Origin of the sequence: Caballeronia sp. LjRoot31, from assembly GCF_964253885.1 — a bacterium.
Classification (GTDB): domain Bacteria; phylum Pseudomonadota; class Gammaproteobacteria; order Burkholderiales; family Burkholderiaceae; genus Caballeronia.
In genome coordinates, this window is sequence record NZ_CAXURX020000002.1 from 1341249 (window position 1) to 1355749 (window position 14501).

Annotated in this window: 10 protein-coding genes and 4 pseudogenes; 10 read left to right on the forward strand and 4 right to left on the reverse strand. The window is 60.5% G+C overall.

Annotation, left to right across the window (positions count from 1 at the left end; genetic code table 11):
• Positions 1 to 10: 10 nt before the first annotated feature.
• On the reverse strand, positions 11 to 1336 hold the full coding sequence (locus ACSQ8V_RS24405) for a D-serine ammonia-lyase (protein ID WP_436207417.1): 1326 nt from the start codon (positions 1334 to 1336) through the stop codon (positions 11 to 13).
• Between the two features lie 101 nt (positions 1337 to 1437).
• On the opposite strand from ACSQ8V_RS24405, the gene ACSQ8V_RS24410 reads away from it, so the two are divergent.
• Together ACSQ8V_RS24410 and ACSQ8V_RS24415 are read left to right on the forward strand one after the other, a co-directional pair.
• Positions 1438 to 2406, forward strand: a complete 969-nt coding sequence (locus ACSQ8V_RS24410; protein WP_436207418.1) for a LysR family transcriptional regulator — start codon at positions 1438 to 1440, stop codon at positions 2404 to 2406.
• Between the two features lie 9 nt (positions 2407 to 2415).
• Positions 2416 to 2612: pseudogene (locus ACSQ8V_RS24415) on the forward strand (transposase); the annotation flags it as partial.
• An 83-nt stretch (positions 2613 to 2695) separates the two neighbouring features.
• Here ACSQ8V_RS24415 and ACSQ8V_RS24420 read toward each other — a convergent pair.
• Positions 2696 to 3139, reverse strand: a pseudogene (locus ACSQ8V_RS24420) (IS6 family transposase); the annotation flags it as partial.
• A 554-nt stretch (positions 3140 to 3693) separates the two neighbouring features.
• Positions 3694 to 4461: pseudogene (locus ACSQ8V_RS24425) on the reverse strand (PAS domain S-box protein); the annotation flags it as partial.
• A gap of 381 nt (positions 4462 to 4842) precedes the next feature.
• Between ACSQ8V_RS24425 and ACSQ8V_RS24430 the strand changes: the two are divergent.
• The 8 genes from ACSQ8V_RS24430 to ACSQ8V_RS24465 all read left to right on the forward strand — a co-directional run bounded on the left by ACSQ8V_RS24430 (position 4843) and on the right by ACSQ8V_RS24465 (position 13804).
• Entirely contained in the window at positions 4843 to 5733 is an 891-nt protein-coding gene (locus ACSQ8V_RS24430; RefSeq protein WP_436207999.1) for a nitrilase family protein, read from the forward strand.
• Positions 5734 to 5795: 62 nt separating this feature from the next.
• Positions 5796 to 6965 carry a substrate-binding protein gene (locus ACSQ8V_RS24435; RefSeq protein ID WP_213766887.1) on the forward strand — a complete coding sequence of 390 codons (1170 nt, stop codon included), beginning with the start codon at positions 5796 to 5798 and terminating at the stop codon, positions 6963 to 6965.
• A gap of 75 nt (positions 6966 to 7040) precedes the next feature.
• Positions 7041 to 7874 carry a branched-chain amino acid ABC transporter permease gene (locus ACSQ8V_RS24440; RefSeq protein WP_213766888.1) on the forward strand — a complete coding sequence of 278 codons (834 nt, stop codon included), beginning with the start codon at positions 7041 to 7043 and terminating at the stop codon, positions 7872 to 7874.
• Positions 7867 to 9726, forward strand: coding sequence for an ABC transporter permease subunit (locus tag ACSQ8V_RS24445; protein WP_436207419.1), 1860 nt, complete (start codon positions 7867 to 7869; stop codon positions 9724 to 9726). Before ACSQ8V_RS24440 ends, ACSQ8V_RS24445 begins: the two co-directional genes overlap by 8 nt.
• Positions 9723 to 10430, forward strand: a complete 708-nt coding sequence (locus ACSQ8V_RS24450; RefSeq protein ID WP_436207420.1) for a branched-chain amino acid ABC transporter ATP-binding protein — start codon at positions 9723 to 9725, stop codon at positions 10428 to 10430. Before ACSQ8V_RS24445 ends, ACSQ8V_RS24450 begins: the two co-directional genes overlap by 4 nt.
• Before the next feature lie 23 nt (positions 10431 to 10453).
• The gene (locus ACSQ8V_RS24455) at positions 10454 to 11752 is read left to right on the forward strand and encodes an amidase (RefSeq protein ID WP_436207421.1); all 1299 of its coding nucleotides are present in this window, start codon (positions 10454 to 10456) and stop codon (positions 11750 to 11752) included.
• A 271-nt stretch (positions 11753 to 12023) separates the two neighbouring features.
• Positions 12024 to 13175 (forward strand): transporter substrate-binding domain-containing protein, encoded by a 1152-nt coding sequence (locus tag ACSQ8V_RS24460; RefSeq protein ID WP_436207422.1) that lies wholly within the window; start codon positions 12024 to 12026, stop codon positions 13173 to 13175.
• A complete protein-coding gene (locus tag ACSQ8V_RS24465; protein WP_213766893.1) occupies positions 13172 to 13804 on the forward strand; it encodes an ANTAR domain-containing response regulator in 633 nt (210 codons plus the stop codon). Before ACSQ8V_RS24460 ends, ACSQ8V_RS24465 begins: the two co-directional genes overlap by 4 nt.
• 503 nt (positions 13805 to 14307) lie before the next feature.
• Here ACSQ8V_RS24465 and ACSQ8V_RS24470 read toward each other — a convergent pair.
• Positions 14308 to 14487 (reverse strand): annotated as a pseudogene (locus ACSQ8V_RS24470) (IS6 family transposase); the annotation flags it as partial.
• Positions 14488 to 14501: the final 14 nt, after the last annotated feature.

Consider the following 14501-nt stretch of genomic DNA (forward strand, 5'->3'; position numbering starts at 1 on the left):
ATGGCGCGGGTCAGCGCGTGTGATCGTCGACTGCGGCGGCCTGCTTGCCGCGCTCGAGGAAGCCGGCGTATTCGTCCTCAGGAACCAGCAGGCCGCCCGTGGTCCAGACGAGGTGGCGGGCGTCGTCCATTACATCGGCAAGGCGGTGGTGGGCAAGATATGCCTTGCCCTCGGCTTCGGCGAACAGCATGCGAGGGCCGCTGAAACCCGCCGCCGCCGATGGCTCGAGCCGCAGCCCGGCGTCGCGGCGGGCGCGGTAGAGGTCGGCGAAGAAGGTGTCGTCGGTGCCGGTCATCATGCCGGACAGGAGCGGTCGCATCACCGAGACCGCCAGCTCGGAGGCGCGCGGCACGGCAAGCCCGTCGGCATCGGTGTGATTGTCCATGCCGGCGTCGTATATGGTGATGCCGGCGCGGCCGGGATTCGCCATGCGCGTGAGGAAACAGGCCGACGCCTGCGGTTCGACGAAGAAGCAATGCACCGCGTCGCCATACATGGCCTTGAGCCCATAGGCGATACCCGCGGGCGCGCCGCCTACGCCGCAAGGCAGGTAGACGAAAAGCGGATGCCGGGCGTCGATTGCGCAGTCGGCCGCCTCGAATTGCGCATGCAGGCGAAAGGCCGCGACGCTGTAGCCGTAGAAGAGCGAACCCGACTGCTCGTCGTCGACGAAGTAGACGCGCTCGTCGTTCAACGCCTGGTGGCGGCCTGCCTGCACCGCTTCACCGTAGTCGCCGTCGTGCTCCACCACGCGCACGCCGTTCGCCCTCAGGCGCGCCTTCTTCCACGCTTTCGCATCGGCCGACATGTGCACCGTCGCGCGAAAGCCCAGCGCGGCCGCGATCAGCCCGATCGACAATCCCAGATTGCCGGTGGACCCGACCGCCACTTCATACCCTGCAAAGAGCGCGCGCGCTTCATCCGATGCAAGCACGATCCGGTCGTCATCGGCGCCTTTGAGCAGGCCGTGCCGCAAGGACAGCGCTTCGGCGAACTCGAGCACTTCGTGAAAACCGCCGCGCGCCTTGATCGAACCCGCTACCGGCAGCGCATGATCGGCCTTGACCCAATAGCTGCCGCGCCCGCCCTGGGCATGCAGCGCGGCGCCGAGCACGGGCGCCTCGAGCAGTGGCGACTCGATGATCCCCTCGCTCGGCCCGAGTTCCGGGAAGAGGCGCGCAAGCAGCGGCGCGCAGGCGGCAAGGCGGCGTTCCGCCATTTTTGCCTGTGCGATACTCGCCCAGCCGGTACCGGCCGAAGGCTCGCCGTAAGCAGGGTTGAGCCACAATTGCGGCGCGTGTGGTGAAGCGAGGGACAAAGCAGGCGCGAAAGACATGACCGATTGAGGCGTGACCGACGTGTTGGAATGCCCGCATTGTTTCCTGCCGAAATTCGCGCAACAAACGCTTGTTAATAACTCGCCCATAAGTTTCAGTAATGAGCAGACCGCTTTCCTCCTCCCTTCTTTCGTGGCTGCGCTGCTTTGACGCCGCCGCCCTTCACTGCAGTTTCACGCTCGCCGCGTCCGAGCTGCACATCACGCAGAGCGCGGTCAGCCAGCAGGTGAAGCATCTCGAGGACTGGCTCGGCCGGCCGCTCTTTCACCGCACGCCGCGCATGCTGACGCTGACCCGCGAGGGTGTGCGGCTGCATGCGGTGGTGAGCGAGACGCTGCAGACGCTCGAGACCACGCTCGAGCAATTGCGCCGCCGGCCGAGCCAGGAAGAGATCACGCTGAACTGCTCACCGTCGTTCGCGATGCGGTGGCTGACGCCGCGCATCGGCGAATTCTTGCGCGACCATCCGGAGCTGAGCCTGCGTATCTACGGGGAATTCCACGCGCTGGACCGCGCGCAGATGACCCAGCGCCAGATCGAGGCGGGCATCCGCTTCGACCGCGGCGGCTATACCGACGTCCGCGCGACCGAATTCCTCGAAGAGTGGCTGATGCCGGTGGCGAGTCCCGCTTTTCTCGCGGATCACCCCGGTATACGCGCGCCAGCCGACCTGCCGCATGCGCTTCTGCTGCACGATATGTCGCCGTGGGAAGGCGCGTCGGACAATGAAGAATGGGATCACTGGCTGACCGGCGCGGGCGTCACGCCACCGGAGAAGCACGAGGGTCAGCGCTTCAATCTCTCGCAACTCGCGATCGGCGCGGCGGTCAGCGGTCAGGGCATCGCCATGGGACGCCTGTCGCTGGTGCTTGACGACCTGATCTCGGGACGCCTGATCGACGTCTTCAATCTGCACGTGCGCTCGGCTGCCGCGTATCGTTTCGTCACCCAGCCCGCGGCGCGCGATGAAACGATGCTGATCGAGGCCTGGCTCAGGCGCGAAAGCGGCGTGTTTCGCGCCGAATGCCAGGAATGGGTGCGGGCGCAACGCTGCACGCAGATCGAGTGAACGCATGGTTTATCAGCGACGGCAGCGACAATTGAAGATGCGAGGACGTTCAAGTCGGGACGCGAGTTCGCTGCATTTCCCGGACTCGTTCCAAGGCAAAACGTTACGGGCGGAAAGGTTCGATTGGGCTCTATCTCAAAGCAAGGAGCCCGCACCTGCGCGCGCTGTTGATGCATGGTGCGCGCTCCGCCATGTGTCACGCCAAGGTACCTGTTTGCGTGGCAGAAAGGAATTCAAGAGCCAGGCTTGCCATTCACTGCCTGACGCAGGCGCAGCGCACTACGTCGACATCGAGGGTTATCGTCTCGGGTACACCGTTCTGAGCGATCGACTTTTCAAAGAAGCGCCGCGCTGCCACCTTGTCGCGCTTGGCTCTGAACAGGAAATCAATGGTTTTGTCCGCCTTGTCCACCGCCCGATAGAGGTACTTCCACCGGCCTTTGACTTTGATATACGTTTCGTCCGTCCGCCAGCTCTTGCCTGCCGGCTGCTTGTACTTACGGGACATCTTCTCGAACAGCGGCACCAACTCGATCACCCAGCGATGCACAGTGGAATGATCAACCTCAATACCGCGCTCGGCCATCATTTCTTCGAGGTTACGCAAACTCAGTGAGTAGGCGACGTACCACCGCACGCACTGCACCATCACATCGAGCGGATAGTGAAGGCGCTTTAGCACTCGGGCGATGCCCGCAACAAGCGTTTTTCGCGGGGTTTTGGTCTTCTTCATTGGCCGGCCAAAGCATATTGTCAGACTCGAATACTACCCCTCCCGCTTTAACACGACAGAAGCCTGTCAGCTGCGTCGGCGATGATGTGGAACGCACTGCGCACGGCGGGCGAGCGCTATGGACGCGGCGGATACGGATCACTACTTGCGTGATGGGCGACGGGTGGCGTGCCCACCCGTCGCATCTTTCTGTCACGGCAAGGAACTTCAGGACAGGTTGCGAGGAATAATAATTAGGAAACCTACAAAACTGGCAATATATCAAATCTATCTGATAACCTAACTAACCACCGTCTAGTCGATATGTTGCACCAACCGTCGAACGCGGCACCGGACTTTGACGATGCACATGCGCTGGGGAAGCCGCCATTGATGGCATGAAGATGGTCCCGGATGTTTGACTCGCACATCTGTGCGCGATTAACGCCTGGGAGAGCGCGAGGCGCCTCGAATCGCCCAAAGGGCGTCATTGAGTTCGTCTATCGCGTAGGGCTTGCGCAGCGTCTTGGACGGAAATTCAAACAACAGATCGTCGGGCAATTCATCTCCCGACGCACATAACGATCGTCCAGCATCGCGTTGGCCAGTTCAATGGTGAGACGTCCACCCGCGGGCATTGCGTCGCGCGCATTGATCGCCAGGTTCAGCACCACATTCTCGAGCTGGTGGGTATCGACCAGCGTATTCCACAGGCCGGCAGCAACGACCGTCTCCACGTTGATCGTCTCGCCCAGCGCACGAGCCAGCATGCTGTCGATCCCGCGAACCATCGCGGCCAGGTTCACCACGACAGGGCGTAACGCCTGTCGCCGACCGAACGCCAGCAGTTGTGAGGCGAGCTTCGCGCCGCGCTCGACAGCATCGATTGCGTGGGCGAGTCGCACGCCACTCCAGGCATCCCGGCGATGCCGGTTCTCCAGTAATTCGAGATTCCCCCTCAGCACCTGCAGTACGTTGTTGAAGTCGTGGGCAACACCGCCCGTCAGCTTGCCAATTGCTTCCATTTTCTGCGCCTGGAACAGCGCCGCCCGCGTTTGTTCCAGCAGCTCATTGGCCTCACGCCGCTCGGTGATGTCCTGCGTGATCTTTGCAAAGCCGACGAGCGCTCCGTCGTGTTCGCGGATTGCGTCAATGATCACGTGGGCCCAGAAAGTCGTCCCGTCGCGACGTACTCGCCAGCCTTCTGCCTCGAAGCGGCCATCGCGCGTGGCTGTCTCCAGACCACGCTGCGGTACCCCGGCAGCGGCGTCTTCTGGCGTATAGAATCTCGAGAAATGTGAACCGACGATCTCCTCCTCGCTATATCCCTTGATGCGCCGTGCAATTGGCCGAATTGGACCGATGCCGAAGCTATCGCGGTCAATTCGTTGCCGCCCCGCGACCTTTAGCGATGGGCGCCATCCACTAGCGTCGAACAATCAGAAGGCCATGGGTCGATCGGATCTCGGCGTCGTCGAGCATCGGTTGAGAAAGTGCGCCGACGCCGAAAATGGCAAAGACGGAGTTATTAAGGAAGGTCTGAACAACTCATTTTTGCGCTTGACATCCTGAATTTGGCTTCATAAATTCGCTTCCATTGAACCGCCATATTTTCTGGTGGCTCCACGGCAACGATGCCGTGCTACATATGGAAGGCTATGCAGCCCCCGAACTTGCGTCCAACGCTGGTTCGGGGGCTTTTTGCATTTGGAGAAGAAATGGAGATGTTGCAGCACAACCCTACAGAACGTGGCCTCGAAAGCCCGGTCGTCGCATGCATTCAGATGGAGCCGCGTGTCGGAGCGAAGCGCGAGAACGTGGCGCGGTCGGTCCATTACATTGAAGAAGCCGCGAAAAGCGGCGCATCCCTGGTGGTCTTGCCTGAGCTGACCAACACCGGCTATGTCTTTGCCAGCCGTGAGGAAGCGTTCGCGCTGGCAGAGGATCTCCCGGGTGGCGAAACGGCACAGGCCTGGGCAGACGCGGCGAAGCGCCTGGGCGTTCATGTCGTTGCTGGCATCGCCGAGCGCGACGGCAAGCGGCTTTATAACTCGGCCATTTTCATCAGTCCGTCAGGGCTCATCGGCGTCTACCGCAAGCTCCATCTCTGGGATCGCGAGCACCTTTTCTTCGAGCCCGGCAACCGGGGCGTCCCAGTTTTCGATACATCTTTTGGACGAGTCTCAATCGCGATCTGCTACGACGGATGGTTTCCCGAGGTGTATCGACTGGCCGCCACGCAAGGCGCGGACGTCGTCTGCGTACCGACGAACTGGGTGCCCATGCCAGGGCAGCCTGCCGATCGGCCCGCGATGGCCGCAACCCTCACGATGGCCGCCGCGCATAGCAACGGCCTGATGATCGTCTGTGCAAACCGGATGGGGACCGAGCGTGGTCAACCATTCATCGGCCAGAGCCTGATCGTGAGTGGCGATGGATGGCCTCTGGCCGGACCGGCCAGTTGCGACCAGGAAGAAATCCTGTACGCCGCGATTGATCTGCAACGCATCCGCTCCGCGCGCACGCTCAACACATTCAACCACGTGCTGCGCGATCGGCGCACTGACGTGTACGACCCGATGCTGGGCACCGGCTGGCCTTCCTCACGCGCGTGAGATATCCGCCTGCGTTCGCATGATCCACAAAACCTAATCCGACTACTCGTGAAGGGGAAACCATGAAGCCGTTCAAACAACAAATCCTCGTTGGTGCCATCGCGGCACTAGCCGCCATCAACGCCTGCACCAACGCGTTCGCCGCCGATCCCATCAAGATCGGCGTTGCAGTCGGCCTGTCCGGCGCCAACAGCGTGGTGGCCCCAGCCGTGGTGCAGTCCTCACAACTCGCGGTCGACGAGATTAACGCCACCGGAGGTATCCTCGGCCGCAAGGTCCAACTCGAAATCGCCGACGATGCGTCCGGCGCCGTTGGTGCGCAAAAGGCCTACGACACGCTGGTCTTTCAGAAGAACGTGGATGCCATAATTTCGATGGAGACGAGCGCTGCCCGCAACGCCGCGCTTCCGATCATCGCGCGAGGCAAAAAGCCATTCATCTATACGTCGTTCTATGAAGGTCATTCGTGCAGCCCATGGATGTATGTGAACGGGTGGGTGCCGGACCAACAGGTCGCCCCCGTGGTCGACTATTTCATGAAGAGCAAGGGCGCGAAGAACTTCTATCTGGTCGGTAACGACTATGCATTCGGCCGTGGCATGCTCAACTTCACTGCGAAATACATCGCTATGCACGGCGGCAATGTGGTCGGTGAGGAATACTTACCGGTTGATGGTACCGACTGGACGCCGATTCTATCCAAGATCCGCTCGGCGCATCCCGATGCGCTGATCAGTGCGACGGCAGGCGGTGCACCCAACGTGGCGCTCGCCAAGCAGTTGAGGGGATCGGGGCTGACGCTGCCTTACGGCAATCTGGCGATCGACGAAGGTACCGCGAAAAGTATGGGAGACGTTGCCACCGGCATCTACATGTCCGGCTCCTATCTGACGAGTATCGACACGCCCGGGAACAAGAAATTTATCGCCGCCATGGATAAGGCGTTTGGCAAGGATATAAAGACACCGAACGAACTGTCTGAGCCGCAATACGAGGCCTTCTTCCTGTACAAGGCAGCGGTCGAGAAAGCCGGTTCTACGGATCCAGCAAAGGTAATCAAAGCGCTGGGGCAGGTATCGTTCGACGGACCGCGCGGACCGGTGTCGATGAACAAGAGCCGCCATACGCCCCTCGCAATGCGTCTGGGCCAGATTCAACCCGACGGTACGGTGAAGATCCTTCAGACGTTCTCCGACGTCGATCCGGAAGAGCAATGCCCTGGCATCAAATAAACGCGGTTTGGGACAAAGCATCCGCCTGAACGCCCGGCCTCGCCGGTGCGCAGGCGGATGTGACTGGAGACGACAATGGTTCTAGCACTAGATATTTTGACCACCGCGGCGGTGCTGTTCATCGTGACCGCCGGGTTAATGCTGATTTTCGGCGTGATGAAAATCGTCAATTTCGCCCACGGCGCGTTGCTGACGATGGGCGCGTACGCCAGCTTTGTGGTCACCCAACTGAAGCTGAACCCGTGGGTCGGCTTGCCGCTGGCGCTTGTGGTCGGCGCCGCCGTCGGCATGCTCGTCGAGCAGGTGATCGTGCGTCCCCTATACAAGCGCCCGCTCGACGCGATCCTCGCCACCTGGGGCTTGGGAATCGTCATCGGACAGCTCATTGTCATGGCCTTCGGCCGCGAGGTCCAGTTCGTGGAAACGCCACTGAAAGGCGTCTTCTCCATCGCAGGCACCGACTATTCCGCCTATCGCTTGTTGTTGATCCCAATCGCGCTCGGTCTCTGCGCCCTCATGACCGCGCTTCTCACCGGAACGCGCTTTGGCGTCAAGACCCGTGCGGTGATCATGAATGAGGACTTGGCCCGGGGGCTCGGCATTCATTCAGGCCGCATTCGATTTATTACGTTCAGTATCGGCGCTGCTCTGGGTTCCCTGGCCGGCACGCTCATTACGCCGTTGTCGAGCGTCGATCCCGACATGGGGCTGACCTGGCTGGTGAGTGCCTTCATGCTGGTCATGGTTTCGGGTTATTCGATGGTGAGCCTGCTGGTCACTTGCCTCTTATTCGGTGCTTGCCAGGTTCTGGTCAGCACGTTCGTCAGCCCGGTACTGGGTGGACTGACCATCGCGGTGCTGGCTGCGCTCACGCTGCGCATTCGTCCAAAAGGGTTCTCTCATGGCTAAAGTCAACGCACCGCCGAATCGTGCCGGAGTCGATTCCTCGCAGGGCGAGGAGCGAGTGCACAATCGGCGAAAGATGCATGGGCGCGGATTGCTCATGGTCGGGGGCTTCGCTGCCCTGCTTCTGGCCGCAGGTCCGTTAGTATTCAGCACGTATTTGTTGAACATCCTCATTCAGGCATTCTTCTTTTCGATCGTTGCCGTGACAGTGGATGTCCTTTGGGGATACACGGGGTATCTGACGTTCGGGCAATCGGCCTTCTTTGGTCTTGGGGCCTACGCGGCGGGTCTGGTCTTCACACACGGCGGTTTCTCGGCCGGTTACGTGGTGCTGGCGCTGGGTGCGGCCATCGTGGTGACCGCAGCCGTCGCTGCACTGCTCGGTTGGCTATCCTTCTATCGAGGCGCCTCACCGTTTTTCGCGACCGTGATGTCGCTCGTGCTGCCGATCGTGCTCAGCCAATTGCTGCTGTCCGGTGGTGAATGGACCGGTTCGAGTTCGGGGTTGACCGGCTACGAGACGTTCGATCTGTCTCTTCAGGCCTGGTACTGGATCGCTGGGGCCGCCTTGCTGGTCATCGCAACGCTGGCCTGGCTATTCGTGCGCAGCGATGGCGGCCGCGTGCTGGCGGCCATTCGCGACAATGAATCACGCTGCTCGTACCTTGGTATCAATACGTCGCTTGTCAAGATCATCCTGCTGGTTGCGACCGCGATAATCGCCGGCCTCGCCGGCTTCGGCTACGGCGCGTTTAGCGGCGTGGTCGCTCCTGAACTGACCGGATTTGTTCTCGGTACCCAACTGATCATCTGGGTCGCTCTCGGTGGTCGGGGAACGTTGTGGGGACCGGTTGTCGGTGCACTCCTGATCAACGTTGGGACAGCCTATCTCAGCAGTAGCATGCCATTTGCGTGGCAACTAATCCTCGGAGCCGCATTTGTGACGGTGATCGTACTGTTGCCGCAAGGTCTGGTGCCGTTGCTTCTGAAACCATTCCTCCGTCTCACCGGCAACGGTCTTGTACCTGCACTCGTCGAGCGGACCATCCGGGCGGAGCACAAACATGCACCATCAGAATCTGCGCTGGAGATGAACGGCGTCGCCAAACATTTTGGCAGCCTCAAGGTGCTGCAAGGGATCGACCTGAATGCCACCGCCGGCGAGCTGGTTGGCCTGATCGGTCCGAACGGCGCCGGCAAGACGACATTGATGCGCTGCATGAGCGACGGCGCGGAACGTTCTGCGGGTACGGTCGTGCTGTGTGGTCACGATATCCGGCAACTGCCGCCTGACAGGTGTGTTCACTTCGGGTTGGGCCGCAAGTTCCAGAACGCGAACATCTTTGACACCCTTACCGTGTCGGAATGCCTGAGAATCGCGGGCACGATCATCGAACGACCCTCGCTGTTTCAGCGAGCGCATACGCTTGCCTTGCCTCCGTATGCGCTCGAGGTGGTTCGCACCACGGGTCTCGATCAAAAGCTGAACGTGGTGGCAAAGGATCTCTCGCACGGGGAACAGCAGGCGCTGGAGCTGGCGATGGTGCTTTCGTTAGAGCCACGGATCGTGTTGCTCGACGAGCCGACCGCAGGATTGACCAAAACGGAGCGCACGCAAATTGGCAACGTGCTCGCCAGATTGGCACACCAGTATCAGCTATGTTGTCTGCTGGTCGAACACGATCTCGATTTCGTTGCCGAGATTGCCACCCGCATCGTGGTTCTGCATCAGGGCCGTATTGTGATGCAGGGCAACTTCGATGAAGTGGTCAACTCGGAGCTGGTGAAGACGATCTATGCCGGAACCGCGCAGAGTACTGTAACCGACGGAACCACATCTAGGGAGGCGTCATGAGCCAGATCGCATTGAACCTGCAGGACGTGACCAGCGGATACAAGGCGTCGGTTGTGCTTCGCAGGCTGTCGATGACCGTCGCTAATGGCGAGGCCGTCGCCCTGCTGGGCAAGAACGGCATGGGCAAGACCACCTTGCTCAAGACGATCATGGGTTATCTGCCGAAGAAAACCGGCTCTATCAGCATGCATGGGCAGGACGTTACCCGCATGGCGCCGCATCGGATCGCCCGGGCTGGAATCGCCTATGCTCCCCAGGAACATGCGTTGTTTCAGGACCTCACTATCCGCGACAATCTTCGCCTGGGGCTTGCAAAGACATCGATATTTGACGAGCGTTTTGCCGAGATCGAGCCGATTTTCCCGGTATTCAAGAGCCGCTTGAAACAGTACGCCGGTACGCTCTCCGGTGGCGAACAGAAGATGCTGCTGGTCGCCCGTGCCCTCATGATGCGCCCAGCGATTATTCTGCTTGATGAAATCACGGAAGGCTTGCAGCCGTCCGTGATTGACAGGTTAGCCGAAGCGTTGCTGTGGGAGCGCAGGTGTCACGGCACCACGCTTCTGCTAATCGAGCAGAACGTTCCTTTCGCGCTGAAGGTCGCTGACCGCTATGCTGTGCTGAAGCAGGGCGAAATAATCGATCACGGTAACGCGAAGGACAAAGAAGCTGCAGGCTCGATCTTCGAACACCTGCGTGTCTGACACTCCCCAATTACTGAGATCTGGTGAACACAAATTCATTTTATCGACCTGCCTCTGGACTAGATCTGCTCACGCGGATTGGCAACGCCCCGCAAGAGCGCAGTCGCATTATCCTCGACACACTCGCGCGCATAGAGGAGGTCGATCCGGAAGTACGGGCAATGACCGCCGTCGCCCGGCGCGAAGCCTTAATGGTTTCGGCAGTTGCAGCCAAGGGTGCGCTGGCAGGCATGCCAATAGCCGTGAAGGATATTTTCGACACCGATGATCTTGTCACCAGCTATGGCTCGCCGATCTACGAAGGCCACCAGCCCAGATCCGATGCAGCAATCGTCACCCTGTTGCGCCGCAATGGCGGCATCGTCGTTGGCAAGACCGTGACCAGCGAGTTCGCCTACATGGCGCCGACCGTGACACGCAATCCGTGTGACATGGCGCGCACCGCCGGCGGATCGTCATCAGGTTCGGCTGCTGCGGTGGCGGCCGGCATGGCACCTTTTGCAATTGGTTCACAGACCGGCGGCTCAACCATCCGGCCCGCGTCATTTTGCGGCATTGCCGGCTACAAGCCGACGCTCGGCATGCTGCCGACCGTCGGCATGAAGTGCTTCTCGTGGTCGTTCGACACCGTCGGCCTGTTTGCCGCCGGTGTGCGCGACGTGGCTTACCTCGCCCAGGTCCTGTCAGGCCGCCAGCTCGCCGTGGGCGGCGTAACGTTTAGCCCGGTGTTCGGCGTTCCGGATAGCTACCCGTGGACGGAGCCGTCAGCCAATGCAAGCGCCGCGCTTGATACCGCCGTACGGGCGATTGAGCGCGCGGGTGGCCGCGTGCGGCGGGTGCGCTTCGGTTCGTGGATGGCGGACATGATCTGCGTACACGACACGATTCAGAGCTACGAAGCCTGGCAGACGTTGAGATACGAGTACGATCATCATCGTGTTGAACTGTCGCCGAAGCTGGCGGAGTTTCTCGACCGGGCAGCCTCGGTTGACACAGCAACTTACGCCAAGGCGTGCATTTTGATGGAACAGGCGAAAGACAGGCTATCCGAGCTCTTCGATGGCATCACCGGATTGCTGACGCCGAGCGCCCCCGATGAGGCGCCTGACGGGCTGGGTTCGACCGGCGATCCGGCGTTCAATCGCAACTGGACCTTGCTGGGATGTCCGTGCGTGAACGTCCCCGGACTCCGGGGCGCCCGTGGCGGTCCGATCGGCGTGCAAGTCATCGGCCGTCCCTGGGAGGATGCACGATGCCTCGACGCTGCTGCGTTCGTCGAGCGGGCGATCGCTGCAAGGACAGGGCATCATCCCGCGATGTAGGCAGCGAACGAAGCGCTGCAACGCGGAGGCCCAATGGGGACGATCATGCGGCAATCGGACAAGGCGGCGTCGGCACACGCTGGATGGTGCGACGACGCATCTAACGGCAGGACAGGGTGACTGCGGTGCGGAAACAGGTCTCCCCTACTATGGATGGAGCAATACCATGACAATCGGAAGCTCATACGACTCTCCTTCGGTGCGGGGGGCGGCACTGGCGGCTGCTCGCAGACAATGCGCGGAAGACACGCGCCCAACCGCTTCGACGGATGTGCATTACGGCACGGGCGAAGATGGCTGGCGCATCGGCGTCCTGTACTCACGGACGGGCGTAACCGCAGCAACCGAATCCGAGCACTTCTTTGGCACCGTCCTCGCAATCGAAGAGGTCAACGCCGCCGGCGGCGTCGACGGGCGTCTGCTCGACCCGGTCGCGTACGATCCGAAGAGCGATCCAGATCAATACCGGCGGCTTGCCACGCGTATGCTGCAGGAAGACGACGTGACGGTGATTTTCGGCTGCTCCACTTCGTCAAGCCGAAAAGCGGTGCTGCCGGTCATTGAGCGCAACAACGCGCTGCTGTGGTATTGCTCGATTTACGAAGGATTCGAGTATTCGCCGAACGTGATCTACACGGGGGCGGTACCCAACCAGAACAGCATGCAACTGGCTGCCTATCTGCTCCGCAATCACGGCCGTCGTTTCTTTCTGGTGGGCGCTGACTATATCTATCCGCGAGAATCGAACCGGATCATGCGAGACATGGTCGAGCAGCACGGCGGCGAAATCGTGGAAGAAGTTTATCTACCCAGCGACGCAGATCCGTCGGCAATAGAAGCCGTCGTGCAGGAGATTAAGGCCGTCGAACCCGACGTGGTTTTCTCGACGCTGATCGGCCGCGGAGCACGTGCGTTCTACAAGCTGTACCGCGAGCATGACATTGATCCCCGACGCATCCCGATCGCCAGCCTGACGATGGCAGAAGGCGAGACGCGGATGATCGGTCCGGAATTGTGCGGTGGCCACATCATTTCTGCCAGCTACGTCAACTCCCTGAACAACGAGAGCAACAAGCGCTTCCTGAAATCGTGGCAGGCGCGCTTCGGAGATCAGCCCGCCAGCATGTGGTCCGAGATGGCTTACAACCAGGTGCACCTCTTTGCACTGGCCTTGGCTCGCGCCAGAAGCCTTGACACGGCAAAACTGGTAGAGGCGGCCCGCGATGTTGAATTTGATTCACCGGAGGGACTGCTGAAAATCGATCGCGAAAACAACCATTCGATCTTGACTCCTCGCATCGCCGTTTGTCGGCCCGACGGCGCGTTCGACGTGGTGTGGGAAGGTCGCAGTCCGATCAAACCGGATCCCTATCTGACATCGTACGGCTTCGCGGAGTTCTGGCTCGACGGAGAACCGGTATGAACACGGGGGCACGTCGGCTGTTTGACGATCTGCGCACGCTACGCGTCCTCGTGATCCATCCGCCGGGGGATGATCGCAGTGTCTTGGAGGAGCAGTTGCGCCGGATTGGCTGTCCAGTACGCGTGGTCTGGCCGTTTCCGTCGCAACTGCCGGTAGACGTGGACGTAATTTTCTTCCTCGTGGGCCCGGAACTTCGCAGTACGGGGAGTTGGTGTGCGGCCGACACCGAAGCGACCCTCATCGCATTGTCCGACTACGAAAATCCAACCGCGTTAAAAATGCTCGTTGATACCCAGGCGCACGGCGTGATCACGAAGCCGTACCGCTCCACCGGGATCCTTGGCACACTGGTGCTGGCACGCGCATCTTCCGGCTATCAGCAGCGACTGCATCACAAGATCGGTAAGCTCGAGGAAGCGATCAAGGCGCGACGCCATATCGAGAAGGCCATTCGCATCCTGATGGATGCTCATCGGCTGAGCGAAAATGACGCCTATGAACACATGCGCTCGCGCGCTACAAGCCTCCGGGTGACGGTAGGCGAGATCGCTACGATGGTCATCGACGCACACGAAGCGATGGAAAAGCTCGGTCTAGGGAAAGCATCCAAACCCGGCGCAACGGGATGAATTCGCCTACCTGAGCGCCGGCTGGACCGGCTCGATGCATTGCACGGCGACATGCTCGCGCTTGCGCAGGAATTGTCGCGGGAAACGACCGACCGGATCACGGGGATGCGCAAGGAGGAGATCGTCGCGGCCGGCCGCAGGCGAATTCAAACTACCCCGGCGCTGACGCTAACGACCATGATCCGCTCGATGGCCGCGCAGTCTTCGAGGGGCGTATACCGAGATAAAAATCTCACTGTTGCGTGCATAAACTTGTCACTTCGCGTTTTGGGGTTGAGCGCCAGTTTTGCGCATCGGGTGTTCCCTTAAAAGCTATCGGACGAAAACAAGCGACAGAGCTCTGTCATCATCGGCATCTCACGTGATGCTTCGCCGGTTGATCGCGATGTGCCCTTCCCTTCGCAGCACCGGGCGGTTTGAAGCCTGCTCCTGCAATCCGGCTTCGGGAGGCCTACTTCCATCTTCAGTACAGCACCACAAGCTTTCGCTTGTGTTCGCGACACACTTTCGTCCATCCGCCAGCTCTTGCCTACCGGCTGCTTGTACTTACGGAACGTCCTCTCGAACAGCGGCACCAACTTGATCACCCAGCGATGCACAGTGGAATGATCAACCTCAATACCGCGCTCGGCCATCATTTCTTCGAGGTTACGCAAACTCAGTGAATAGGCGACGTACCACCGCCGTATAGCATCGG

Excerpts from the sequence above, each read along its gene's own strand:
- ACSQ8V_RS24465 (WP_213766893.1), top strand. The coding sequence starts at position 13,172 with ATGAACACGGGGGCACGTCGGCTGTTTGACGATCTGCGCACGCTACGC.
- ACSQ8V_RS24435 (WP_213766887.1), top strand. The coding sequence starts at position 5,796 with ATGAAGCCGTTCAAACAACAAATCCTCGTTGGTGCCATCGCGGCACTA.
- ACSQ8V_RS24405 (WP_436207417.1), bottom strand. The coding sequence starts at position 1,336 with ATGTCTTTCGCGCCTGCTTTGTCCCTCGCTTCACCACACGCGCCGCAA.
- ACSQ8V_RS24450 (WP_436207420.1), top strand. The coding sequence starts at position 9,723 with ATGAGCCAGATCGCATTGAACCTGCAGGACGTGACCAGCGGATACAAG.
- ACSQ8V_RS24445 (WP_436207419.1), top strand. The coding sequence starts at position 7,867 with ATGGCTAAAGTCAACGCACCGCCGAATCGTGCCGGAGTCGATTCCTCG.
- ACSQ8V_RS24440 (WP_213766888.1), top strand. The coding sequence starts at position 7,041 with ATGGTTCTAGCACTAGATATTTTGACCACCGCGGCGGTGCTGTTCATC.
- ACSQ8V_RS24430 (WP_436207999.1), top strand. The coding sequence starts at position 4,843 with ATGTTGCAGCACAACCCTACAGAACGTGGCCTCGAAAGCCCGGTCGTC.
- ACSQ8V_RS24410 (WP_436207418.1), top strand. The coding sequence starts at position 1,438 with ATGAGCAGACCGCTTTCCTCCTCCCTTCTTTCGTGGCTGCGCTGCTTT.